Source organism: Sanguibacteroides justesenii (genome assembly GCF_003204205.1).
GTDB classification, from domain to species: Bacteria; Bacteroidota; Bacteroidia; order Bacteroidales; family Marinifilaceae; genus Gabonibacter; species Gabonibacter massiliensis.
Window position 1 is genome coordinate 32076 of record NZ_QJPL01000002.1, and the last position, 23502, is coordinate 55577.

The window sequence follows — 23502 nt, forward strand, 5'->3', positions numbered from 1 at the left end:
TGAAAACTTTTACACGTAAAAATTGACATATAAAAAAAGGGGCTCCGACAAAAAGTCAGTAGTCCCTCCGTTTTTTAATACATTGAACCTATCATTTCAAAATAATCTGTTCGAAATAGATTTTGAATTTATCTTTCAATAAAGATTGTATCTCCAATATTTTATTCAATTCCAACTTCCTCATCCCAGACTCACCCGCCACGTATTTACTAATAAATCCATCTTTTCCGAAATCATGAATTAAAGCTACTTTTCCGTCAATCTCTTTTTGATAAATTTGAGCCAATAGTTTAGCATCGGCTTTTTTCAACTTTAATATTTTAGCTTCCTCTTTTACCCGGCCATCGATCTCTCCCTTAATTTCGTTGCATCTGTTCAGCATCAGATCATAGACGGTAGCATCATCTCCTAACTCTTTTTTTAATCCTTCAACCCGCTTAGCTTGCTCTTCAGCCGATAAAGCCTTCTCCACAGCCAATGCTTCCTTCTCTTTAATTAAATTCTCTATGTATTGCTCATAGGTCAATTGCGGAACCTCTTCGGCTTGCAATTTAAACGTAATCGGATAAGTTATCATATAGCGTACCGGCTTCCCCTCCAACAACGCCGGAGACCATTTGGGCATCATGGACATTACCCGAATACCCTCTTTGTCCAATAGCGGATGTACCGAACGAGCAACCGTTACATTTGTAATCGACCCGTCCTTTTCCACGACGAAAGAGATATAAACCCGTCCTTCGATACCCTCTTTCTGGGCATCCTCCGGATAAACCACATTCTCCCCGATCCATTGATTTATATTTCCCTTAAACACCGGATTCTGGTCGACAACCACACATATCGTCGTATCCTCATCGACTAATCGTACCTCGGAAGCCCGCACTTCCGATACATGGCCGACAAACAGCATCATTCCTAAAACTATTCCCGTCTTAGCTAAATTGTAATACATTTTCAAATGATTCATAGTTGTTCGTTTATTTGAAATTCTTTTTATAAAAATCAGGTAAACTTACAATTTATATCACAAAATTGCTAATTGTCCCCTATAAATTTAGGTCTTTTATACATTTTTCCTCCCCTACAAAAAATAACCGCCCTATTTACATCGGGCGGTCATTACTCAAATTCAAAACTTAACTATTCATTTAAATATGCACGAAGCATCCATAAAGTCTTTTCTTGCTCGGAAATATAAGGATTGATCATATCCTGAGTCCCATCGTCTCCCGCCTCGGCAGCCAAAGCCATAATCTGGTGTTCTTTCTTCAGAAGAATCAACAAATTTTTAACGATATCCTCTATACAAACATTCGGATCACTCACCCCGACAACCTCCTTTATATCCGATTTTTTCATATAATCGGAATAAGCATGAAGCGGAGTTTCTCCCAAGGCAAGAATACGTTCTGCTATTTCATCCGCTTTATCCATCGCATCTCGATAATACTCTTCAAATTTCGCGTGTAAACCGAAAAACAACTTACCTTTGATATTCCAATGGAAACCTCTTAAATTTTGATAGAATATTTGGTAATTAGCCAAAAGGTCATTCAACTGATTTACGATTTCTTTTGATTTTTGTGCGTCCAATCCGATAAAATTCGTCTTCATATTCATTTATTTTTAATTTGTTTATACTCTTGTTATTTTTTCTGTTACAAATGTAAGTCGCTTATTAATATAAATCAAATCGATTATATTTACAATTATATATACATCATTTATAACAACTGTTGTTCAAATATTTATATTTACATTTTATAATAAATCGATCTGAATTTTTACCTTTCAATAGAAAATTAGTTATATATACATCCTATTAAACTTTATTTTTGACATCTTTTTTTCCATTTACCCGCAAATAATAAAAATCACATGTAAATGCACTTTCACTCGAAGCACTCTCTTCATTAAAAAAAAATCTCCAATCTTTTGGATTATTCGGAATTTGCTGTACATTTGTACCCGCAATCGCATAGATAGCACGGGCGCTTAGCTCAGTTGGTTCAGAGCATCTGGTTTACACCCAGAGGGTCGGGGGTTCGACTCCCTCAGCGCCCACAGAAAGAGGTTCAAAAGAGCCTCTTTTTTATTTCCACAAAAATTTCTCATAACATAAAAGGTTCGAACGAAGGGAAAGCGGGTTCGTAACGCGTTGACGACGAGCAAAGCGAGTCGTCATCCTTCAGCGCCGATAGTGTCCCAAAAGCGTGTATTTCTTTATAATCAACCAACCATAAATCATTTTAATCACAGAATCCCTTTATCTCCCCAATCACTAAATCTCCGCAATCATCCCATCTTTTAATCTAAAATCCGCAATTAAAAATAATCAACTTCACCCGTTCCTTCTGTGCTATTTCATACATATCACATAGCTATATTACTAAAGTTTTTTCCATTTCGCGGTATCTCCCGCTTCAGTTTTATTCACGACAGAATAGTGATTTAATTTGTTTCTAACAATTACTTTATCGCCTTTTTCCAGTAATTTATTCCAGTAATCCCATTTAGAAACAAAATGATTAAACAAGTTCTCGGAAACATTTAGTTCCCTTCCGTTCTTCATAGATGATTCAAAACGATTATTATTTATCAACACATTTTGTTCCATACGTTTTAATGCACGTGTATACACATCCTTATTTCCCCATAAAATTTTGGCATCATTCAAATTTCCTTCAATTTCGAGATAGGCTGAATCCGCATACCTTATAGCATACGATGATTCTTCCATTTGCTCGAAATTTTCATTTTGTTGGCAGGCCCTCATAAACACGGTTATACAACAAGAATATAGTATAGCTATAATTAGTAATGCTCTTGGAATCATAATTTTAAAAATTAGCACAATAATATTTTCGTCAAAAAGAATCATATTATATTGTAAATATATAAAAATATTTTTATATATACTTTGTATTAATTAATATTTTTAGAATTGTGACAAAAATAAAAGATACCAATGTTTAATCATCGACTATTATCATTCAATTCCAACTACATACATCAATAACACATTCATTCACTTGGAGACTTTAATCAGTCACCATTCATGCCATTCCACTAACTTTCTAAGAAAACTATAAAATATTTTTGACAAACATCTAAAATTAATACATAATTTGAATACCATGTCTCCGAAAACGTACTACCACTATACTTACATGAAAATGCGCATAAACCTCAACATGTCCATTATCATCAGTAAAAAAGAGATCCTCTCGAGAATATTAAAACAGAAAGAATAAAAACGGCATACTGAAAATCGAGAAGTCAATCACCCAATCGCAAGTTATTCTTTTTAAAAGGGAATCCATTTTTATCATTATTTAAATTTGCGATAAAATTTCCATTCGGATCTCATATTCTATTCATGAACCCTACAATCCGCACACAAACCTTTTAAAACATAATTCACGCTTCGCACGGAAAATCCGTCGGGAATTTCCACAACGGGCACATGGACGTTCTTAAAACAAAATGTGCGGTGGCATTTCTCACAATAAAAATGGGTATGCAGATCGTCCACTTCACAGGAACAATCGTTACTGCATACCGCGTATTTCAAAGAACCCGAACCATCGTCCACCGCGTGAATAAGATGATGAGCAAGAAACAAGGTAATCGCCCTGAATATTGTCGATTTATCGACCGTATCCAAAGCATTTTCGATATCGAGTAAAGAGACGGCCCGTTGAAACCGCATCATTGTTTTCAGTATCAATATCCGTATGGCAGTGGGCTTTATCCCCCTTTGAGCGAACTTATCCAAATAAATCTTGTCATCCATAACTCTTATTTTATTAATCTCTGTAGCCTTATGGCATTCAATATGGCTAACAAAGCGACTCCGACATCCGCAAATACGGCCTCCCATAAAGTAGCCAAGCCTCCGGCTCCCAGCAACAACACGATCATTTTCACGCTGAATGCCAAGGTCACGTTTTGCCAGATCACCCGATGCGTCTGTTTTCCTACTTGTATGGCCGTTACGATCTTACTCGGTTGATCCGTTTGAATAACCACGTCTGCCGTCTCTATTGCGGCATCACTACCTAACCCTCCCATGGCGATACCGACATCGCTTAAAGCTAAAACCGGCGCATCATTCAATCCGTCTCCCACGAAAGCAATCCGATTTTCCTTATCTTTCTTCAACTCCTCCATATGTTCTACCTTACCCTCGGGTAATAAATCCCCGTACGCTCTACCGATACCCAAACGTTTTGCTAATTTAGAAACAATTGCCTGTTTATCGCCGGACAGGATCTGAATATTATGAATTTTTAATTCTTCAAGTCCTTTAACGGCAATCAACGCATCTTCTTTTTCGGCATCAGCCAAAAGAAGATAACCGATATATCGCTTATCCGCCGCACAAATCACGATGGTTTCCGGAATCTGCCTAATGGCTGACGGAAAAGCGATCCCTTCTTTCACCAGCAAACGAGCGTTACCGACCAAAATCTCCTTCCCGGCTATCGACGCCTTTAACCCGTAACCGGCCATCTCCGTCACGTCTTTTACCGGAGAAAACTCCACCTTGCAGTTCCGTGCGTATTTCACAATAGCCTTGGCTATCGGATGATTGCTGCCTTCCTCCACAGAGGCGATCAAACGAAGCAACTCTCTATCCGAAACGATTCCGGCATTATCGATAGCTTGCACGTCGAAAACCCCTTGAGTCAACGTTCCCGTTTTATCGAATACTACCGTGTTGATCTTCGTAATGGCATCCAGATAATTACCCCCCTTAAAAAGTACTCCTAAACGGGAAGCTGCCCCGATTCCTCCGAAATATCCCAAAGGTATACTGACCACCAAAGCACAAGGACATGAAATCACCAAAAAGACCAATCCCCGGTATAACCAATCGTTAAACACATATTCGAATCCGGGACGCATCAAAGAGTAGAAAAACGGGATCAAGACAATCGACAATGCCAAGCCGGTCACGACAGGAGTATAAACACGGGCAAGCCGACGGATCAACAGCTCAGCCGGAGCTTTTCTTTCGGATGCCTCCTGCACCAAAGTCAATATTCGGGCCAACGCACTCTGGTCATACGCTCGGGTAACCCGTATTTCCACCGTTCTATCGGTGGATATCATTCCGGCCAATACGGTCTCCTCCCTGCGAAAAACCCGGGGAACGCTTTCTCCGGTTAAAGCCGCCGTGTTGAAAGTGCCTTTTTCGCTCAATAATTCGCCATCCAGGGGAACTCTCTCCCCCGCTCTGATCTCTACGATTTCTCCGACCTCCACCTCTTCGGGAGATACTTTCAACCGTTCACCTTCTCTTATTACGGATGCCGTATCGGGCCGGACATCCAATAATGCCTTTATATTATCCTGCGCTCTACCCACGGCATGATCCTGAAACCGTTCGCCAACAGCATAAAACAACATCACCGCTACTCCTTCCGGGTATTCTCCGATATAAAAGGCTCCGATCGCAGCCAATCCCATTAACATAAACTCGTTGAAAAAGTCTTTTTCACAAATACTCTTCCACGCTTCTCTTAAAACGGGAAACGTAACCGGAAGAGCCGCAACAAAGAACCATATAAACCGCACATAGGGTTGCCGAAACCACTCTCCACCGAATTCGTCCATTAAAATTCCACCTATCAAAAACAGGAAGGAAAACAATTCTGCTCTATATTTTTTCATCATCTTATTGTTTTTATGACAAAAATAAGATCAAACCCTTGCAACTAAGTTGCAAAATTGCAGAAAGCCATCGAAACAGGTATTTTTTATCTCAAAGAGAACGTTTCAACTTTCAATACTATATTTAATAATAATAAGGAGGAATTTTGGAAACCTGTTCTCAGGCCGACTCGTTTCTTTGGTACAAACGCTAACATCAAAATAAACTATCATGGAAAAAGAGAAAAAACAAACCAAAGGAAAAAAGGATCACGAAGAAGACAAACACGCTGTCAAGAACATTTCGTCAAAACAAGACAAACCTTGGGTAGGAACCTCGCAAATGGAACAAACCCAGTTCGATGAAGAGGAATTCAAGAAAAAGAAAAAAAAGCAATGAGATTTAAATCCATAACGATGGACCGAGAAGAACATGTAAAATACCCTGAAATAAATCTTTTCGGCCCATCTCATTAAAATTTTCTCGATTTTACAAATAACTATCATTTGTCGTTTTCGGTGTAACTTTTTTACACTGGAAAACGAATAATTCAACATAATATGAATTTTTATGAAAATATTCCGTCTAATTCTCCCGTTAATGATCACTTTATGGTATTCGACGTCCAAAGCCGAACCGACTCAAGATCAAATTATTATCATCACCAATGTAAATGTTTGGGATGGGATAGGCAACTCTTTAAAAAACAATTATCAGGTTTTAATTGTAGGAAACCATATCAAACAAGTAGCCCCGCGTGTTACCATACCTGCCGGCGCTAAAATCATTGACGGTAAAGGCAATACGCTAATTCCCGGATTATCGGATGCCCATCTTCACCTGATGTTTACCATGCCCATGGATAAAGCCTACAATAACGCCAATTGGGCCTATTTGGCTATCAGAGCGACCAAAATGGCAGAACAATTTCTAATGCAGGGATTCACGACGATCAGGGATATGGGTGGTCCCGTACAAGGTCTTAAACAAGCCATTGACGAAGGGTTAATTCCCGGACCTCGTATTTATCCGTCAGGAGCGATCATCAGCCAAACCGCCGGACACGGGGATATGCGAAACCCTAACGATATGAACCCGCATTGGACAGGAAACAACGCAAACTTTTTCCAACTACAGGGTTGGTCCTATATCGTAGACGGACGCAGTGAAATTCTAAATGCTGTTAGAGAAAACTTCCGGCACGGAGCCACTCAAGTCAAAATGATGGCAGGAGGAGGAATTACAAGTAAATCGGACCCCATACATACGATTCAATTCACGCAAGAAGAATTAGAAGCCGGAGTACAAGCGGCTTCCGATTGGGGTACTTATGTCGGAGTCCACGTCTATACCCCTGCCGCTATCATCCGGGCACTTAATGCCGGGGTAAAAAGTATCGAACACGGGCAGTTGATCAATGAAGAGGCTATGAAAATGATCAAAGAAAAGGATGCTTTTTTAGTTCCTCAAAGCTATTGGACAATGAGAGATCCGGCAACTTCTTCGAATCCACAAAAATTTCTCGAAGTACGAAAAGGAGCGGAAAACGAAATGAATCTGGCCAAAAAATACGGTGTTAAAGTTGCTTTCGGAAGCGATGTATTCGGGAATCTCGGTATCGCACCTCAAAGTATGGCAGAATTCACCAGTAGAGTAAGATGGTATACTCCGGTAGAAGTGTTGAAACAAGCTACCTCTCTGAATGCCGAACTATTCGCCTTGTCAGGAAAACTCAATCCTTACCCCGACGGAGAATTGGGAGTTATCAAAGAAGGTGCCTATGCCGATCTGTTGATATACGAAGGTAACCCCTTGCAAGATATTCAGGTGGTCGTCGATTTTCAAAAGAATCTGAAATTCATTATGAAAGACGGTAAAATCTACAAAAACGAATTATAATATTTTTTTCATACAACAAACATAATTTATCGGCCGGGCGGATAAAAATGAGAATAGCAACAGCAAATGACGCAACTACCTGCTGTATTTTCGATATTTGTTCATTCATCTCCTCTCGGCCGACTTTTTATTTGCACACTTTAAATAAGGGCCTCTCCCGGGGTAAACTAAAAACAAATTCATTACTTTTGTCTCGTTCACGAACCGATTACCCGCTTTATGAAGAAAGACAAACTCTTTTTTATTTTGATTTCATGCATGCTGATGGTTTATGCTTGCCGAACGTCAAACCCGAAACTACCGGCTCCTCCGAATTATGCCGACACCATCAGTTGGTTTCAACCCGGGAAAATGACTTTCGATAAAAAAACGGATGTTTTTTATATCGCTCCGACCTGTATATGGGATTGGAAAAACGATCAGGGAGATACCCTTCACCATATGGATATCAAAAATAAAAAGCAACGCCTCATGTTAACTCCCGCCATTTTGTTGGGGAAACGGGTTTTTGCCGACAGTTGTAACTTTTTCTCCCCCTATTATCGACAGATTACCATGGAATCGTGGATGAACGGAGAGAGAATTACGAGCCAACGTTATCCGATAGCTTTACAAGATATCGAACATGCTTTTGATTACTACCTCAAACACTATAATCAGGGACGTCCTTTTATTCTGGCCGGTCATAGTCAAGGGGCGAAATCGGTTATCGAGTTACTCAAACACAAATTAAACGCCGCCAATTACCGGCAACTTGTGGCCGCTTATCCGATCGGTTTTTTCATTACAAAAGAGGAACTGGACCACTATCCCCATCTACGCCCGGCCAAAGACTCCACGGATACGGGTGTAATCGTCTGTTTCAATAGTGTTACGGACACCAATGCTATCGCTCCATTATTCAAAGATAACAAGGTGTGTATTAATCCTCTCAACTGGAAAACCGATACGACCTATGCTAACCGGTCATTGAACCGGGGAACCGTATTTTTTGACAGAAAGGGAAATATCAAATCAGATTCAGCCTGCTTTACCGGAGCGCGTATAGACCCGGTTTATCATGTACTTATTGTTCCGGACATCGATCCCGATCCCTATTTCATTCCTTCCATTGCCCGCATTTTTCCCAAAGGAAATTTACATGTACAGGAATTAAATCTCTATTTCAAAAATCTTCGAAAAAACGTGATCGACAGAATCCACGCTTATCAAAAAACACCTATTCTATAATATGTCTCGCAATATTACCATTTATACAGACGGAGCAGCAAGCGGCAATCCCGGCCCCGGAGGCTATGGGGTAGTCCTGATCTCCGGTCCCCACCGGAAGGAGCTATCGGAAGGCTTTCGCCTTACCACCAATAACCGCATGGAATTACTTGCCGTTATCATCGGGCTGAATGCGCTAAGGTTCGATCATTGTAACGTGACTGTTTATTCGGATTCGAAATACGTAGTCGATGCGGTAGAAAAAGGATGGGTTTTCGGATGGGAAAAAAAAGGGTTTAAAAACAAGAAAAATCCGGATTTATGGAAAAAATTTTTATCTCTCTACCGAAAACACCAGGTGAAATTTATTTGGATAAAAGGTCATGCCAATGTCCCGGAAAACGAGAGATGCGACCAACTCGCCGTTGAAGCTTATAAAAGTACACACCTACAAATAGATGACTATTACGAAGCTATCGGTCGATCCGACGAAAATATTTTTAGTTGAAAGACAAAAAAAATTTCGTTTTGTTAATCCAACGATCACATTAAATAATTACTTTCGCGAGAACAAACAAAAGTAAATCGTTCATCAAAAAACAATTGGGATGAAAAAAATATTAATCGTCGGAGCAGGGGGACAAATCGGTTCAGAACTTGTTCCTCATTTAAGATCCATTTATGGAAACAACAATGTAGTGGCAGCCGATATCAGCGCTGATAAATGTAAAGCATTGGCAGAAGCCGGACCATTCGAAGCATTAAACGCTTTGGATGGAGAAGCTTACACCGCTATCGTTAAAAAATACGGTATCGATACCATTTTCAATCTGGTGGCCCTATTATCCGCTACCGGAGAAAAAAACCCGAAATTAGCCTGGGATATCAATATCGGAGCATTAACCAACTCCTTGTATATCGCTAAAGATAACAATTGCGCCGTGTTCACGCCGAGTTCTATCGGTGCCTTCGGTAACGATACCCCTAAAGATAAAACACCTCAAGACACCTTACAACGGTCCAACACGACCATTTACGGTGTTTGCAAGGTAACGGGAGAACTTTTAAGCGATTATTATTTCCATCGTTTCGGAGTCGACACGAGAAGCGTACGTTTCCCGGGGTTGATCTCTTACGTAACCCTACCCGGCGGAGGCACCACCGATTATGCCGTTGAAATTTATTACGATGCCATTCGCAAAGGTTCCTTTACCTGTAACGTTCAAGCAGGTACATACATGGATATGATGTATATGCCGGATGCATTGAATGCCGTGGTTCAATTGATGGAAGCCGATCCGACCAAGTTAAAACACCGGAACAGCTTCAATATCGCTTCCATGAGTTTCGAACCGGAGCAAATAGCCGCAGAAATCCGCAAACACATACCGGAATTTAAGATGGACTACCAAATCGACCCGGTAAAACAAGCCATCGCCAACAGCTGGCCTAATAGCATGGACGATACCTGTGCCCGCCAAGAGTGGGGTTGGGCTCCGAAATACGATTTAACCAGCATGACAAACGATATGCTCGTTAAGGTAAAAGAAAAATTCGATAAGGGATTGATCAAATAAGAACTTCCCTATTTACTCATAAATGGCTTTCGGGTGTAATAATCCGAAAGCCATTTTTTATTCTTCCGAATTTTATTTCGAATACCTCCGTCAGCCGTCTGAACGAGCAATTATAATAGCACTTTGGGACGGGGTCAAAGTGCTATTTAAAATAGACTGCCTCATCATAAAACAGATATCAAAAAATAATATTACTTTAGTGACATTAAACTTTAAAGGATTATATATCCTTCATAAATCAGTAGTGTATGTCAAAAAAAGAGAAAAAACCACATAAAAGTATCGGGAAAAAAGAACTTTACCAATCCTTATTCGATATCTTTACTCATAAGCCCAACGAATATTTCAATTACAAGCAATTAGCCTTGCAGCTGGGTATCAAAAACATGGAATTAAAGCGCCTGATCAACGAGGTACTTTACGAGATGAAGATCGACGGACTGCTATCCGAAGAATCGACAGGAAAATTCAAATTAAAAGCCGTCAGCACATATATTACCGGAATTATCGATTTAACTGCAAAAGGAACCGCTTACCTGGTTTCGGATGAAACCAAAGAGGATGTTTTCATTCCTCAGGTAAACCTAAATCACGCGTTAAACGGGGACAAGGTAAAAGTCATCGTCTATGCCCGAAGTAAAAGCAGGAGACCGGAAGGAGAGGTTGTCGAAATCCTTGAAAGAAAAAAAGAGACCTTCGTGGGAATCATACAATGTTCCCGGCAATATGCTTTTTTAGTTCCTTCCGGCAAACAACTTCCTTATGATATCTTCATTCCCCTCAACGAGTTAAACGGGGCAAAAGACGGGGATAAAGCCATAGTAAAAATCACAGAATGGCCTGAGAACCAAAAAAATCCGGTAGGAACCGTGTTGGAGGTCCTCGGAAGACCGGGAGACAACGATACGGAGATGAATGCCATCATGGCGGAATTCGAACTTCCCGTTAAATTTCCGGCAAACGTGGAAAAAGCGGCAGAAAAAATCCCGGATACGATCCCCGATGAGGAGTATAAAACACGAAAAGACTTCAGGGAAATAACAACGTTCACGATCGATCCCAAAGACGCCAAGGATTTTGACGACGCCCTTTCCATCCGAAAATTAAAAAACGGTCATTATGAAGTTGGCGTACACATCGCCGACGTGAGCTATTACGTCGAAGAGAACTCCGTATTGGATAAAGAAGCTGACGCAAGGGCCACTTCCGTATACTTGGTAGACCGTACGATTCCTATGTTGCCCGAACGGCTCTCCAATGGGGTCTGTTCCTTACGTCCGAATGAAGAAAAACTATGTTTCTCCGCCGTTTTCGAGTTAAATGATAATGCGGAAATAGCGGACCAATGGTTCGGCCGCACGGTTATAAAATCCAATCGCCGTTTCACTTACGAAGAAGCACAAGCAATGATCGAAGGAGGCGAAGGCGATTACAAGACGGAGATCCTGGAATTAAACGACCTGGCCCAAAAATTAAGAGCGGAAAGATTTAAAAGCGGAGCCATCGACTTCGACCGGGTGGAAGTAAGATTCGATATAGATGAAAAGGGAAAGCCTACCGGGGTTTACTTCAAACAATCCAAAGAAGCCAATAAATTGATAGAGGAATTTATGTTGCTTGCCAATAAAAAAGTAGCCGAACGAATCGGAAAGCTTAAGCCCGGACAAAAACCCAAAACTTTCGTCTACCGTGTACACGAACAGCCGAACCCGGATAAATTAGAAGAATTCGGACGATTCATCGCGAAATTCGGCTATCATCTACGTTCAAGCAACCCCAAAACCCTCTCCTCCTCCATGAACAAATTGATGAGCGATGTGAAGGATCGGCCGGAACAAAATATGATCGAGACACTTGCCGTACGTACCATGGCCAAAGCCGCCTACTCCACAGAGAATGTAGGACATTACGGTTTAGCTTTCGACTATTATTCCCATTTTACCTCTCCAATCCGGCGTTATCCGGATGTAATGACCCATCGTCTGCTGGCACGTTATATAGCAGGAGGACGTTCGGTCAATCAGGAAAAATACGAGGAAGAATGTAAACATTGTTCCGAAATGGAACAAGTGGCAGCCAACGCGGAGAGAGCTTCCATCAAATACAAACAAGTGGAATTTATGTCCGACAAACTGGATCAACCCTTTATGGGAACCATCTCCGGAGTGACCCAATGGGGTTTTTATGTCGAATTGAACGATACCAAATGCGAAGGATTGGTCTCTATGACCGAGTTAGAGGATGATTATTACGAATTCGACGAAGAGAACTACTGCATTGTCGGTCGTCGCCACCGAAAGGTATACCAATTGGGAGATCAGGTAATGGTCAAAGTGGCGAAAGCTAATTTAGTTGCCCGTCAATTGGACTTCACTTTGGTAGGTAACGAAAAAACGGAGACCTCTCCATCCGTTATTCGCTCCAAGGCTATAACGCCGCCCCGTTCTGTACGAAAATCACGTCGAGGAAGACGAGGAGATGAAAGCAATAAAAACAAAGGGAGGAATAAATCGAAAAAAAGGAATTAACTTTTTAAGTTCTTTCTTGAATGAAGAACAATAAAAAAACATTTTTTCTATCTTTGGGAGGTGTGAAAAACGACTAAACCAATGATTACTTTTATTATCTCCATCGCGTTGCTTATCGTCGCTTATTTTACTTACGGGAAATTTGTCGAACGATTTTTCGGTGCATCATCTGAAATAAAAACTCCGGTTAAACGACTGGCTGACGGTGTTGACTACCACGAACTAAAACCCTGGCGGATTTTCGTCATTCAATTTCTGAATATCGCGGGGTTAGGTCCCATTTTCGGGGCTATATTAGGAGCAGCCTACGGTCCCATGGCATATCTATGGATCGTAATCGGTTGTATCTTCATGGGTGCTGTACACGATTACTTTTCCGGAATGCTCTCCGTACGGAACGATGGTATGAGCCTTCCGGATATCGTGGGTAAATACATGGGCAACGGTATCCGGAAATTCATGACATTCTTTACCGGATTTCTTTTATTAGCGGTGGGAGTTTCCTTCGTGAACGGTCCCGCGGGACTCTTAGGCAATTTAACCGGAACAAGTATGGCCCCATGGCTGTACATTATTTTTGCCTATTACATACTGGCAACTTTATTGCCGATAGATAAAATCATCGGGCGTATTTACCCTTTTATGGGAGCAGCCTTGATTTTTATGGCACTCAGTGTAGGCGGCTATCTCCTGTACGGAGGATTCAGCGGGGAACTCCAATTAGAGGAACTCACTTTCGACACCATGCGTAACCTGCACGTTAATCCACAGGAAAACATTCTTTTCCCGATGCTGTTTATCGTCATCTCCTGTGGGGCTATATCCGGGTTCCATGCTACCCAATCCCCCATGATGGCCCGTTGTATGACCGATGAAAAATACGGAAGACCTATTTTCTACGGAGCCATGATATCCGAAGGTATTGTTGCCATGATCTGGGCCACAGCCGCCATGGCCTACTTCGGGGGAGCGGAAGGATTAAATGCGGCAGCAGGTTCCGGTAGCGATCCGGCTATAATCGTCAATGAGGTATGTCGTTCCTGGTTAGGACGTTTGGGAGCCGTTATTGCCATCATAGGAGTAGTCGCATGCCCTATTACTTCGGGAGACACAGCTTTCCGCAGCATGCGATTGATCATTGCCGATGCTCTTAAATTCACTCAAAAGCCTGTAAAGAATCGACTGATCGTTTCGATTCCTATCTTCATTCTGGCTTATTTCTTTTGCAGTTTTGATTTTTCCACCATATGGAAATATGTCGGCATAGGGAATCAGGTTTTAGCCACGGTAACCCTATGGACTGCTGCCACCTACTTGGCAAAAACAGGGAAACCCCATTGGATGCTCTCTATTCCGGCCACCTTTTTAAGTATCGTATGCGTTACCTACATCCTTGTAGCTCCATACAAGGCCGGGGGAATATTCATTCAACCGTCTGTCGGTTACCCGATCGGAATAGCTGCGGGCATCGGCTTATTGATTCTTTTCTTTCTGAGAACCAGCAAACTAAAAAAAGGGAAAAAGATTTAGTTTAAAATAATAAAAAACGGGTTGCAGTTTATAAGAGTTTACTCTAAATTGCAAACGGAAAAATCAACATACAAAACAAACAAAAAGGGACACATCTTATCCCGAAGGTAAGGTGTTATCTATGAATATATGAATATTTTGTAGAATGAAAAAAACAAAATGGATCTGGATTTGGGCAGCCGTAGGCGTTGTATTGGCTATCGTTATTTTTTGGCCTAAAGAGTACAAAGAAGCTGTATTGGAAGCCGAAGCAGTGGAAGAGGTAGTCGACACGACGGAGTTAAAACAAGAACATTACAAATACGGTATTCCTTCCGATAATTTCGAAGTAGAGGAAGGAGTCGTGGGACGCAACCAAAGCCTTTCGGCCATCTTGGCCAAATACGGAGTTTCTCCTAAAAAAATACACGAAATCTCTCAACGTTGTAAAGATATTTTCGATGTCCGGAAAATAAAAGCGGGACGAAAATACACTTTATTTCTCGCCAAAGACAGTTTGAAATCTCCGGAATTTTTCATTTATGAAAACAATGCATTAGAATTTGTTGTCATTGACTTCAAAGAGACCTCGCCTGTTTATATCGGGAAAAAAGAGGTCGAAGTAAGGGAGCTATCCGCAAAAGTCGGCATTCAATCCTCTTTATGGAATGCGATGGTAGAGGCACAAACAGACCCTACATTAGCCATTAGTTTAGCGGATATATACGCTTGGTCTATCGATTTCTACGGCATTGCCAAAGGAGATTCCATTCGGGTGATCTACGAGGAATCCTATGTCGAAGAACAACCTTTACGGGACTTCAAAATAAAGGGTGCTATCTTCACCCATGCCGGTAGGGATTTTTACGCTATCCCTTTCGTTCAAAACGAAAAATTCTCCTATTTCGATGAAGACGGGAATAGTTTGCAAAAAACTTTCTTAAAAGCTCCTCTTAAATATTCGCGGATTTCATCCGGATTTTCAAACAACCGTTTCCATCCGGTATTGAAGAAATATCGTTCCCATCACGGAATAGACTATGCCGCTCCCACGGGAACCCCTGTCTATACAATCGGAGACGGAGTCATTACCAAAAAGGCTTTCCAAAAAGGAGGAGGGGGAAATTATGTCACCGTCAAACACAACAGCGTCTACTCCACCACCTATATGCATCTCTCCCGGTTCGCCCAGGGAATTGCCCCGGGAAAACGGGTTAAACAGGGAGAAGTCATCGGTTACGTAGGCAGTACCGGATTAGCGACAGGTCCTCACCTGGATTTCAGGGTATATAAAAACGGAACTCCCATCAATCCCCTGAAAATGGTATCTCCTCCGAAAGAACCGATTTCAAAAGAGAACATGCCTCAATTCATTGTCGTGCGGGACTCTCTAACTCGACGATTAAAACAGTTATAACCGACCGGAATCAATAATCGGTTCTTTTTTCCCCGGTAATTCGGTAGTAATGCCATTTACCAACAGGATGACCTTTTTTATAACGTCCCTCACACAATAAATGACCGGTTTTGTAATAAAATCTTACCACACCGTGACGCATTCCTTTACGGTAAGGCATCTCTAATTTCAATGTCCCATCGGGAAAATATTCTTTATAGAATTGAATCTCTCCTTTACGGTAAACGACCTTCCCTTGTAACTTGCCATCCTTATAAAAAAAACGAGCTTCTCCGTTTATTTTACCCTCCTCATACGGGAAGAGTCCTATCATTTTTCCAAGCGGATCGTAAATACTCCAACACCCGTCCGGATCTCCATCTTTCAAAGCTCCTTTCACCGTGAAAAGAGAAGTTTTGTATACATAAAAATCTTTCACTCCTACAGCGATACTATCCGGAATGTTCGGATAATAAAAACCGGACTCGATCCGGTCTATTTGTTTTTCCAATTCCCGGTTAAGTTCCCGTATCTTATACTCTTCCGGAGCATTTTTATTAAAATTTGCAATTACATTGGTTTTAAAATCCTCACCTTGTGCCGACAACGCCAGTCCGATAACTTCAAAACTCAAAAATGCATCTTTATTATTTTCTAACTCCTGCCGGGCATCCGATTTTAAATCATGATACAAAAAGTCGTACGCGTTGGAAGTATTGATATAACCATAAATATTACTTCCGTTACCTAAATCTTGCATTAAACCGATGTATTCTTCATCATGAGCTAATGTCTTGCCTAACAAGTAATCCCTGATCATCTCCGCCAAAGAAAGAGGCGAATTACTAAATACGACATAATCCCCTATAAAAGTATAATAGGGACGATCCAATCGGTTGAACTTAGATTTCAGAAACAGTTTAAAAAATCCCTTCAAACTAAAATAATGAATCTTATACCCGTTAAATTCCATAGCTTTCTCACGGACCGGAGTCTTACGATCTATTTGTTCCATCAAATAGTTCAACTGATCTCGCGCATAAATAATATCGTTCGCCTGAATAGCCAAAATAATATTGTCCTGCCGATTCTCTTCATCGAGAGCCGGTTTGATCAGGGCAATTTCATGCCCGACCCAGGAAGTAAACAGATCTAAAATATCAAGATTCAAAAATCTATTTATTTTCCCGACCGAACGCTCTATCGCTTTATAGTCTTCTTCCCGTTCCGACCTATAATTCTCAATCAAGATTTTTTGTAACTCGGAAAAAGAAGAAAAACACCAAGAAACATAGGCCGCCGTGTGTTCTCCTGCAATCCGGTCAATTCCGGAAGCCTTCCCTTTGGTCCGGTTCAACAAATTAAGTATCGAAAATACATCGCGATTCGATTTGGTAATACCGGAGAAACGAAGATTTCGATCATTCAACTGCAATACTAAACGAGTAAAATCAAGCAAAGGCTCTTCTTCCGTTATAGACGCCGTTTCCAAAAAAGCATCGATTGCATTCCCTATCCGTTTATGGTCAACGTCGATTACGGCATCTCCACCAGGTAGGTCTTTTTTTATTTTTACCAGACCTTCGCATGCGGATAGAGAACGCTCAACTAATTCCCGGGAACAGGAGGTAATTAAAAGATTCCCTTTTATGGCGAAATACAATTTAAACCCTTTGCCCGTCAGTTCATGAAATTTTTCTCCCTCGCCTTTTAATTTCGTTATTTTCAAATCACCGTTATTCAACAATACCGAAACCATGCCTTCAAAAGTCCTGATCACGTTCAACTTACCCAAATCGCATACATATAAGAAATCATAATTAAAAGAAGTAACTTCATAACAGGAAATAGAAACAGGTCTATCCGTCAACATTCGCTTCAACGTCGGATAGACTTTACACAAAGAATCGGCCCGTTCAAAATAGTCGTGATACGCTTCAAAATAAGGATAAGTTTTAAGCGATTGCCATATTCTATTCCGACTTAGACTCTCGTGTATATGATTGAAAGAAGGTATTTCCACCGTAAAAACTGCATTCTCCGGTAAAGCTTGTGTTATTTTATAACGCCCGGCATCTTTATAAAAAGCCAACCAGATCAAAACGATCAAGGTCACTAATGGAATCGTTACAAGAATAAGTTTGCTTCTCATGATAAAGTCATCAACTTAAAACACCGTACAAAATACAAGTATACAATATTATACAACCATTCACGCCATATCACGTATTATTTTTTACAAAAAGCAAGAAAACGAGAAAACAAAGAATAAATATATATTTTAATTTTACGCCCCGAAAAAATAAATATGAAAAAAAGTTTCATCGCATTAGCTTTCGGAACATTAGGATTAGGTATTGCCGAGTTTGTGATCATGGGAATCTTACCGGACATTGCACGTGCTTTACACATCGACATCGCTACCGCCGGCCATCTGATCTCGGCCTATGCCTTAGGAGTCTGCTTCGGAGCTCCGGTACTGATTCTTGCCCGTAAATTTCCATTAAAGCACATCCTTTTGGGATTGGTTTCTGTAATAATGATCGGCAATATTTGTGCTTCCCTTGCCCCCAATTATTGGACCCTGGTGATTTCCCGTTTTATCTCGGGACTCCCGCATGGAGCCTATTTCGGAGTAGGTTCCATCGTTGCCGAAAAATTAGCTATCAAAGGGAAGGGTTCGGAAGCTGTTTCCATCATGGTTGCCGGCATGACAATCGCGAACCTCTTCGGAGTACCTTTAGGAACTTTCTTGAGTACGTTCCTTTCCTGGAGAGTCACATTCCTACTCGTCGGTCTATGGGGGATCGTCATTCTCTATTACATCTGGAAATGGATCCCTCCGGTAGAAAACCTACCCGATACCGGCTTTACAGGTCAATTCCGTTTTTTAAAATCCCCGGCTCCGTGGTTACTAATTTTTGCCACCCTATTGGGAAACGGAGGCATCTTTTGTTGGTATAGTTACATCAACCCGTTACTGACACAAATTTCCGGATTTCCAGTCGACAGTATTTCATTACTTATGATTTTAGCCGGAGCGGGAATGGTTGCCGGAAATTTGATCAGCGGTCGTTTATCAGATCGATACACTCCGGGACGGGTAGCCTTTTTCACCCAAGGTTGTGCATTCACGATTCTGTTGCTTATATTCTTTTTAGCGCGGGTATCCTGGATTTCGGCAACACTCATGTGCCTATGTACGGCTTGCCTTTTCGCCTTGTCCACGCCGCAACAAGTTTTACTCATTCGTTATTCCAAAGGAGGAGAAATGTTAGGAGCAGCAAGCGTTCAGATCGCCTTCAATTTAGGAAATGCTATCGGGGCATATTGCGGGGGGCTACCCTTACAAGCCGGATTAAGCTATCAATACTCGGCTCTCGCGGGAACTCCATTCGCGCTGACCGGTTTTATGTTACTGTTCGTTTTCACCCGGAAATACGAAACGATAAAAGCATAGATAAGCCCGGATTTTTACCTGTTTTTTTCACCTGTTTCTAATAAAAAGTAAATCTTATCATGTACATTTGTTCGATATAGAAAAACAACTATTATGGCATCTTATTGGCAAATTTTTTGGTCTTTCTTCAAAATCGGAACATTCACGTTAGGAGGTGGTTACGCCATGATTCCCCTCATACAGAAAGAGGTGGTTGATAAAAAAGGATGGCTTCAAGAGAAAGAGTTTATCGAAATGTTAGCGGTTGCCCAATCTGCCCCCGGCCCCATAGCCCTGAACACGGCCATATTCGTGGGTTATAAAGCCAGAAAAGGTAAAGGGGTGGTTTTTTCCAGCCTCGGCACCATCTTACCTTCTTTCATCATCATTCTGCTGATCGCCATTTTATTTACCGATTTTAAAGATAACCCGGTCGTCGAACGGGTATTTAAAGGCATACGTCCCGCCGTAGTAGCCCTGATTGCAGCCCCGTTGTGGCAAATGGGCAAAGCAGCCGGGGTGACACCGAAGACGGTGATCATACCTATCTTAGCTGCCCTATTGATATGGCAAGTTGGAATATCTCCCATTTACATCATCATTTTAGCCATACTGGGAGGTGTCGGTTACGGTTTATTCAGAAGCGGAAAAAACAAAATAACGCCTAAGGATAAAAATAAATAAGCAAATTCGAAACAACGTTCATGGAAGAATTCGATTTATATCTCAGTCTTTTCATTACTTTTTTTAAAATCGGCCTTTTCGGTTTCGGGGGCGGATATGCCATGCTCTCTTTGATACAACATGATGTGGTCGAGGTTCACCAATGGATCAGTGTTTCCGATTTCACGGATATCGTGGCTATTTCTCAAACAACCCCGGGACCTATTGCTTTTAACACGGCAACCTACATCGGCTACACGGCCACCAACAGCATATGGGGCTCTATCATATGTACCATTGCCGTCAGTCTTCCCTCCCTGATAATCATGATTACCATCTCCAAATTCTTTTTTGCCTTCCGGGAAAATCGTTACGTGGATATGGCCATGAATGGCTTGAAAGTTACCGTTACCGGGTTAATCGGGGCTGCAGCACTGCTTTTAATCAATAAAAACAACTTCATCGATTACAAAAGCTGGCTTATCTTTATCGGGGCTTTTTTACTAACCTTCAAATTCAAAATGGATCCGATACTCATGATCGTTATCGCGGGAATCGTCGGCTATATCCTCTATTAATCGTTTTTATTCAACAACCTCTTTCTGATCTCCGAGGGTGTTCCTCCTAAATTTTTAAGACAAAAATTATAAAAAGAGGTATGCCCCGAAAAATGATATTTATCTATAATGATCTGAATATCCTGAGTCAAATTAGCTAAATCGCTTTCAATTGCTTTCGCTTTTTTTATCTGTAACCACTTATAGGCGGAAGTATTGAACTCTTTTTTAAACCTCCGCTTAAAAGTAGACAAACTACACCCCGTTTTTTCGGCAAAATCTTTTAACGACGTAACGGATTGATAATGTTTAAACACAAGCAATTTAAAGGAATAATCATCACCCAATACCGGATAAAACAGTTTATATATCTCTTCTTTCGTGTAATATTGAGAAAAAATGGCCGCCATATTCAATTTATAGACATTCAAATAATAACGGCAAGGCATGACATTATGAATGGAATACAATAAGTAATTTAAATACAGCCGTAAAGGCTCATTCACTTTTAAAGAGCTATACTCCCACCGAAAATATTTCAACCCCGAAAGAATTTCCTGATGATCTTTCAGGCAGATCTGCTCTTCCATATTAGATCGGATACACAATAATTTACATGGATTATCCGACGTATTTATCTCCACTTCACAATTTTTGGGAACAAGAAACATCTCCTCCTTTCCACAAACAATCTGTCGTCCTTTAAAAGTTACAGAAATGTCTCCCTCCAATACGACCATCAGTTCATGACAGAACTTGCTTCCCTGGTAAACTTTTTGAGTATTTCTTTCTACCTCCTGTAAAACGAAGCCGTATTTATTTTTCGGATCATATTTTTCACACGTAGATTGCTCGCATATTCTCGTATTCATTTGCCCCTTTTCCTTTATAGTACAAACAAATATAAGCATTCCGTTTTTTTATTGCCTACAAATTACATTTTATAAGTTCTTTTATAAACTAAACAGGCTCTTTAAGATCATCTCCCCGGAGGAAAAAAATATTCCAACCATAAAATATTTCAACAAATACGATCTCTGTTTTATAAAAAAACTAATTTTGTAAATTATTTAAACCGTCGACACCATGATTTCACTTATTATTCTTATCGTTATTTTCGGTTACAGCATCATTGCGTACAATAATTTGACACGTAAACGCAACAACACCGAAAATGCATTCGGTTCGATCGATGCCATGTTGAAAAAAAGATTCGATTTGATTCCGAATTTGGTTGCAACCGTACAACAATACGCCAAACACGAAGAAAATACCTTTACCAGGATCACGGAATTACGTTCACGGAATTACGATTCACTGACCACGGAAGAAAAAAGCGAGTTCGACCGGACATTCAATACGGCCAAACGAAGTTTTTTTCTGGTCGCCGAAAATTATCCCCAATTACGGGCTTCGGAGAATTTTATGCAATTACAAAAAGCCCTAAATGAAACAGAAGAACAATTAGCGGCAGCCAGAAGAACTTACAATGCCTGTGTCACTGATTACAATAATGCTGTCACGACCGTTCCTTCGAATATCATTGCCAACCTTTTCAATTTTTACAAGAAAGAAGTACTGAGTATTCCGGAAGAGGAAAAAGCGGTACCCGATGTAAAAGATCTGTTCCAATCCTAAAGCGGTTGTATGGATAATAATTTCGACAGATTGTACGGACAATTGACCCCGGCCCTTAAACAACTGGAAGATAAAAGACTGGAATTAAAAAAGAAAGGGACTCAGAACGGTCTGATAGCCGGAGGTATATGTTTTATGGTCGGAACAGGCATAACCTTTGGGATCGAAGCCGGCTATACGGGAATCATAATTGCTACCCTCATCGGAATAATCGTCTTGTTCCTCTGTATCAATAGCCAATCTGCCGTACTATCCGGATATTATAAAAAGGATATCATTACCACGTTGTTAACGAGCCTATGCAAGGATTCCTCGTTCCAACCCGAGAAAGGCATCTCGAAAACCGCTTTTATGAGTAGCGGATTATTTTCCACCACGCCCGACCGCTATCATTCCGAAGACATGATAACCGGACAGCTCGAAAAAACAGCTTTCGTATGTTCGGAAGTCCACGCTGAAGAAAAGCACGTGACAGTAGATTCCAAAGGACACAGACATGAAAGTTGGGTGGATATTTTCCGGGGTTTTTTCTTTATTGCCGATTTCCACAAAGATTTCAAAGGACAAACCATCATTTATCGAAATGCTTGGATTAAGCTGAATTTCAACAACCGACGGGTTAAATTGGAAAATCCGGACTTCGAGAAAAGTTTCGACGTTTATTCTACCGATCAGGTAGAAGCCCGTTATCTATTGACTCCGGGAATGATGGAAAAACTTCTGATGCTCGACCGAAAATTCCCGGGAAAAATTACAGTCAGTTTCTATAACTCCAATATTATCATCGCTATTCCCGACCGAACCGATCATTTCGAAACCAGTATTTGGCGTTCTCAACTCCATAACAACAGTTTAAAACAGGAGTACGATACCCTCTCGGCCTTGACAGGTATTGTCAACGACCTGAATCTAAACCTACGGATTTGGAGCAAAGAATAACTTCTTCCTCCACCTCCCGAAAACAATATTAAACAAAAAATCCGCCTAACCTGAAGTTAGACGGATTATATATCATATTTCAACAATTTTAAAGCAGTGCATTGATTTTTGCAACCAAAGCCGTTTTAGGCACAGCACCGACCTGTTTGTCAACCACTTCTCCGTTTTTGAAGAAAAGAATCGTCGGGATATTACGGATTCCGAATTTTCCGGATGTCCCAGCACAATTGTCCACGTCTACTTTAGCAACAACAATCTTACCTTCGTATTCCTTAGACAATTCTTCTACAATCGGCAGCATCATTTTACATGGTCCACACCATTCCGCCCAGAAATCTACCAATACGGGAAGCTTTGAGTTCAAAACCACTTCCTCAAAACTTGAATCATTAACTGCAATAGCCATACTTTTTTATCTTTTAAGTTTACATTCTCTTATCTATATGAAAATCACTACAATTAAGAATAAAAATACCCTTATTTACC

General features: G+C 40.8%; 21 protein-coding genes and 1 tRNA gene. 14 read left to right on the top strand and 8 right to left on the bottom strand.

What is annotated here, in order from left to right; all coding sequences use genetic code 11:
• Positions 1–91: 91 nt before the first annotated feature.
• Together DMB45_RS03115 and DMB45_RS03120 are read right to left on the bottom strand one after the other, a co-directional pair.
• Positions 92–970 carry a TonB family protein gene (locus tag DMB45_RS03115; RefSeq protein WP_110688442.1) on the bottom strand — a complete coding sequence of 293 codons (879 nt, stop codon included), beginning with the start codon at positions 968–970 and terminating at the stop codon, positions 92–94.
• Between the two features lie 173 nt (positions 971–1143).
• Positions 1144–1617, bottom strand: coding sequence for a Dps family protein (locus tag DMB45_RS03120; RefSeq protein ID WP_041503468.1), 474 nt, complete (start codon positions 1615–1617; stop codon positions 1144–1146).
• A 375-nt stretch (positions 1618–1992) separates the two neighbouring features.
• On the opposite strand from DMB45_RS03120, the gene DMB45_RS03125 reads away from it, so the two are divergent.
• Positions 1993–2067: transfer RNA gene (locus DMB45_RS03125), tRNA-Val, on the top strand.
• Positions 2068–2392: 325 nt separating this feature from the next.
• On the opposite strand, the gene DMB45_RS03130 is transcribed toward DMB45_RS03125, so the two are convergent.
• The 3 genes from DMB45_RS03130 to DMB45_RS03140 all read right to left on the bottom strand — a co-directional run bounded on the left by DMB45_RS03130 (position 2393) and on the right by DMB45_RS03140 (position 5685).
• Positions 2393–2839: a hypothetical protein gene (locus DMB45_RS03130; protein ID WP_146216412.1), complete on the bottom strand. Its 447-nt coding sequence runs from the start codon at positions 2837–2839 to the stop codon at positions 2393–2395.
• Positions 2840–3376: 537 nt separating this feature from the next.
• On the bottom strand, positions 3377–3799 hold the full coding sequence (locus DMB45_RS03135) for a Fur family transcriptional regulator (protein ID WP_059026772.1): 423 nt from the start codon (positions 3797–3799) through the stop codon (positions 3377–3379).
• 5 nt (positions 3800–3804) lie between these two features.
• Positions 3805–5685 (bottom strand): heavy metal translocating P-type ATPase, encoded by a 1881-nt coding sequence (locus tag DMB45_RS03140; RefSeq protein ID WP_110688444.1) that lies wholly within the window; start codon positions 5683–5685, stop codon positions 3805–3807.
• A 208-nt stretch (positions 5686–5893) separates the two neighbouring features.
• Here DMB45_RS03140 and DMB45_RS14685 point away from each other — a divergent pair, with 208 nt between their 5' ends.
• The 8 genes from DMB45_RS14685 (at position 5894) to DMB45_RS03180 (ending at position 15801) form a co-directional block, all read left to right on the top strand.
• A complete protein-coding gene (locus DMB45_RS14685) occupies positions 5894–6061 on the top strand; it encodes a hypothetical protein (RefSeq protein WP_154665530.1) in 168 nt (55 codons plus the stop codon).
• Between the two features lie 171 nt (positions 6062–6232).
• Positions 6233–7561 carry a metal-dependent hydrolase family protein gene (locus DMB45_RS03145; protein WP_041505299.1) on the top strand — a complete coding sequence of 443 codons (1329 nt, stop codon included), beginning with the start codon at positions 6233–6235 and terminating at the stop codon, positions 7559–7561.
• A 219-nt stretch (positions 7562–7780) separates the two neighbouring features.
• Positions 7781–8791 carry a DUF3089 domain-containing protein gene (locus DMB45_RS03150; protein ID WP_041503127.1) on the top strand — a complete coding sequence of 337 codons (1011 nt, stop codon included), beginning with the start codon at positions 7781–7783 and terminating at the stop codon, positions 8789–8791.
• Between the two features lies 1 nt (position 8792).
• Complete coding sequence (gene rnhA / locus DMB45_RS03155; protein WP_110688445.1) at positions 8793–9278, top strand: ribonuclease HI; 486 nt, start codon at positions 8793–8795, stop codon at positions 9276–9278.
• Between the two features lie 100 nt (positions 9279–9378).
• Entirely contained in the window at positions 9379–10347 is a 969-nt protein-coding gene (locus DMB45_RS03160) for an NAD-dependent epimerase/dehydratase family protein (protein ID WP_041503129.1), read from the top strand.
• 248 nt (positions 10348–10595) lie between these two features.
• The gene (gene rnr / locus DMB45_RS03170) at positions 10596–12875 is read left to right on the top strand and encodes a ribonuclease R (RefSeq protein WP_110688446.1); all 2280 of its coding nucleotides are present in this window, start codon (positions 10596–10598) and stop codon (positions 12873–12875) included.
• Positions 12876–12956: 81 nt separating this feature from the next.
• The gene (locus DMB45_RS03175; protein WP_041503132.1) at positions 12957–14405 is read left to right on the top strand and encodes a carbon starvation CstA family protein; all 1449 of its coding nucleotides are present in this window, start codon (positions 12957–12959) and stop codon (positions 14403–14405) included.
• Between the two features lie 145 nt (positions 14406–14550).
• Positions 14551–15801, top strand: a complete 1251-nt coding sequence (locus DMB45_RS03180) for a peptidoglycan DD-metalloendopeptidase family protein (RefSeq protein WP_041503133.1) — start codon at positions 14551–14553, stop codon at positions 15799–15801.
• A 10-nt stretch (positions 15802–15811) separates the two neighbouring features.
• On the opposite strand, the gene DMB45_RS03185 is transcribed toward DMB45_RS03180, so the two are convergent.
• Positions 15812–17932 carry a DUF3352 domain-containing protein gene (locus tag DMB45_RS03185; RefSeq protein ID WP_041503134.1) on the bottom strand — a complete coding sequence of 707 codons (2121 nt, stop codon included), beginning with the start codon at positions 17930–17932 and terminating at the stop codon, positions 15812–15814.
• Between the two features lie 156 nt (positions 17933–18088).
• On the opposite strand from DMB45_RS03185, the gene araJ reads away from it, so the two are divergent.
• The 3 genes from araJ (at position 18089) to DMB45_RS03200 (ending at position 20460) form a co-directional block, all read left to right on the top strand.
• Complete coding sequence (gene araJ / locus DMB45_RS03190; RefSeq protein ID WP_041503135.1) at positions 18089–19240, top strand: MFS transporter AraJ; 1152 nt, start codon at positions 18089–18091, stop codon at positions 19238–19240.
• 93 nt (positions 19241–19333) lie between these two features.
• The gene (locus DMB45_RS03195; RefSeq protein ID WP_041503136.1) at positions 19334–19903 is read left to right on the top strand and encodes a chromate transporter; all 570 of its coding nucleotides are present in this window, start codon (positions 19334–19336) and stop codon (positions 19901–19903) included.
• A 20-nt stretch (positions 19904–19923) separates the two neighbouring features.
• Entirely contained in the window at positions 19924–20460 is a 537-nt protein-coding gene (locus DMB45_RS03200; RefSeq protein WP_041503137.1) for a chromate transporter, read from the top strand.
• Here DMB45_RS03200 and DMB45_RS03205 read toward each other — a convergent pair.
• Positions 20457–21311, bottom strand: coding sequence for an AraC family transcriptional regulator (locus DMB45_RS03205; protein ID WP_181416485.1), 855 nt, complete (start codon positions 21309–21311; stop codon positions 20457–20459). The two genes, DMB45_RS03200 and DMB45_RS03205, sit on opposite strands and share 4 nt — an antisense overlap.
• A gap of 214 nt (positions 21312–21525) precedes the next feature.
• On the opposite strand from DMB45_RS03205, the gene DMB45_RS03210 reads away from it, so the two are divergent.
• Positions 21526–22077, top strand: coding sequence for a LemA family protein (locus DMB45_RS03210; protein ID WP_041503139.1), 552 nt, complete (start codon positions 21526–21528; stop codon positions 22075–22077).
• A 9-nt stretch (positions 22078–22086) separates the two neighbouring features.
• A complete protein-coding gene (locus DMB45_RS03215; protein ID WP_041503140.1) occupies positions 22087–23016 on the top strand; it encodes a DUF3137 domain-containing protein in 930 nt (309 codons plus the stop codon).
• Between the two features lie 88 nt (positions 23017–23104).
• On the opposite strand, the gene trxA is transcribed toward DMB45_RS03215, so the two are convergent.
• Positions 23105–23422: a thioredoxin gene (gene trxA, locus DMB45_RS03220; RefSeq protein ID WP_041503141.1), complete on the bottom strand. Its 318-nt coding sequence runs from the start codon at positions 23420–23422 to the stop codon at positions 23105–23107.
• Positions 23423–23502: the final 80 nt, after the last annotated feature.

What these genes read in the sequence shown, in the direction of transcription:
- DMB45_RS03150 (WP_041503127.1), top strand. Translation starts at nt 7,781, where the DNA reads ATGAAGAAAGACAAACTCTTTTTTATTTTGATTTCATGCATGCTGATG.
- trxA (WP_041503141.1), bottom strand. Translation starts at nt 23,422, where the DNA reads ATGGCTATTGCAGTTAATGATTCAAGTTTTGAGGAAGTGGTTTTGAAC.
- DMB45_RS03120 (WP_041503468.1), bottom strand. Translation starts at nt 1,617, where the DNA reads ATGAAGACGAATTTTATCGGATTGGACGCACAAAAATCAAAAGAAATC.
- DMB45_RS03185 (WP_041503134.1), bottom strand. Translation starts at nt 17,932, where the DNA reads ATGAGAAGCAAACTTATTCTTGTAACGATTCCATTAGTGACCTTGATC.
- rnhA (WP_110688445.1), top strand. Translation starts at nt 8,793, where the DNA reads ATGTCTCGCAATATTACCATTTATACAGACGGAGCAGCAAGCGGCAAT.
- DMB45_RS03115 (WP_110688442.1), bottom strand. Translation starts at nt 970, where the DNA reads ATGAATCATTTGAAAATGTATTACAATTTAGCTAAGACGGGAATAGTT.
- DMB45_RS03205 (WP_181416485.1), bottom strand. Translation starts at nt 21,311, where the DNA reads ATGAATACGAGAATATGCGAGCAATCTACGTGTGAAAAATATGATCCG.
- DMB45_RS03145 (WP_041505299.1), top strand. Translation starts at nt 6,233, where the DNA reads ATGAAAATATTCCGTCTAATTCTCCCGTTAATGATCACTTTATGGTAT.
- DMB45_RS03180 (WP_041503133.1), top strand. Translation starts at nt 14,551, where the DNA reads ATGAAAAAAACAAAATGGATCTGGATTTGGGCAGCCGTAGGCGTTGTA.
- rnr (WP_110688446.1), top strand. Translation starts at nt 10,596, where the DNA reads ATGTCAAAAAAAGAGAAAAAACCACATAAAAGTATCGGGAAAAAAGAA.
- DMB45_RS14685 (WP_154665530.1), top strand. Translation starts at nt 5,894, where the DNA reads ATGGAAAAAGAGAAAAAACAAACCAAAGGAAAAAAGGATCACGAAGAA.
- araJ (WP_041503135.1), top strand. Translation starts at nt 18,089, where the DNA reads ATGAAAAAAAGTTTCATCGCATTAGCTTTCGGAACATTAGGATTAGGT.
- DMB45_RS03215 (WP_041503140.1), top strand. Translation starts at nt 22,087, where the DNA reads ATGGATAATAATTTCGACAGATTGTACGGACAATTGACCCCGGCCCTT.
- DMB45_RS03135 (WP_059026772.1), bottom strand. Translation starts at nt 3,799, where the DNA reads ATGGATGACAAGATTTATTTGGATAAGTTCGCTCAAAGGGGGATAAAG.
- DMB45_RS03140 (WP_110688444.1), bottom strand. Translation starts at nt 5,685, where the DNA reads ATGATGAAAAAATATAGAGCAGAATTGTTTTCCTTCCTGTTTTTGATA.
- DMB45_RS03130 (WP_146216412.1), bottom strand. Translation starts at nt 2,839, where the DNA reads ATGATTCCAAGAGCATTACTAATTATAGCTATACTATATTCTTGTTGT.
- DMB45_RS03175 (WP_041503132.1), top strand. Translation starts at nt 12,957, where the DNA reads ATGATTACTTTTATTATCTCCATCGCGTTGCTTATCGTCGCTTATTTT.
- DMB45_RS03195 (WP_041503136.1), top strand. Translation starts at nt 19,334, where the DNA reads ATGGCATCTTATTGGCAAATTTTTTGGTCTTTCTTCAAAATCGGAACA.
- DMB45_RS03200 (WP_041503137.1), top strand. Translation starts at nt 19,924, where the DNA reads ATGGAAGAATTCGATTTATATCTCAGTCTTTTCATTACTTTTTTTAAA.
- DMB45_RS03160 (WP_041503129.1), top strand. Translation starts at nt 9,379, where the DNA reads ATGAAAAAAATATTAATCGTCGGAGCAGGGGGACAAATCGGTTCAGAA.
- DMB45_RS03210 (WP_041503139.1), top strand. Translation starts at nt 21,526, where the DNA reads ATGATTTCACTTATTATTCTTATCGTTATTTTCGGTTACAGCATCATT.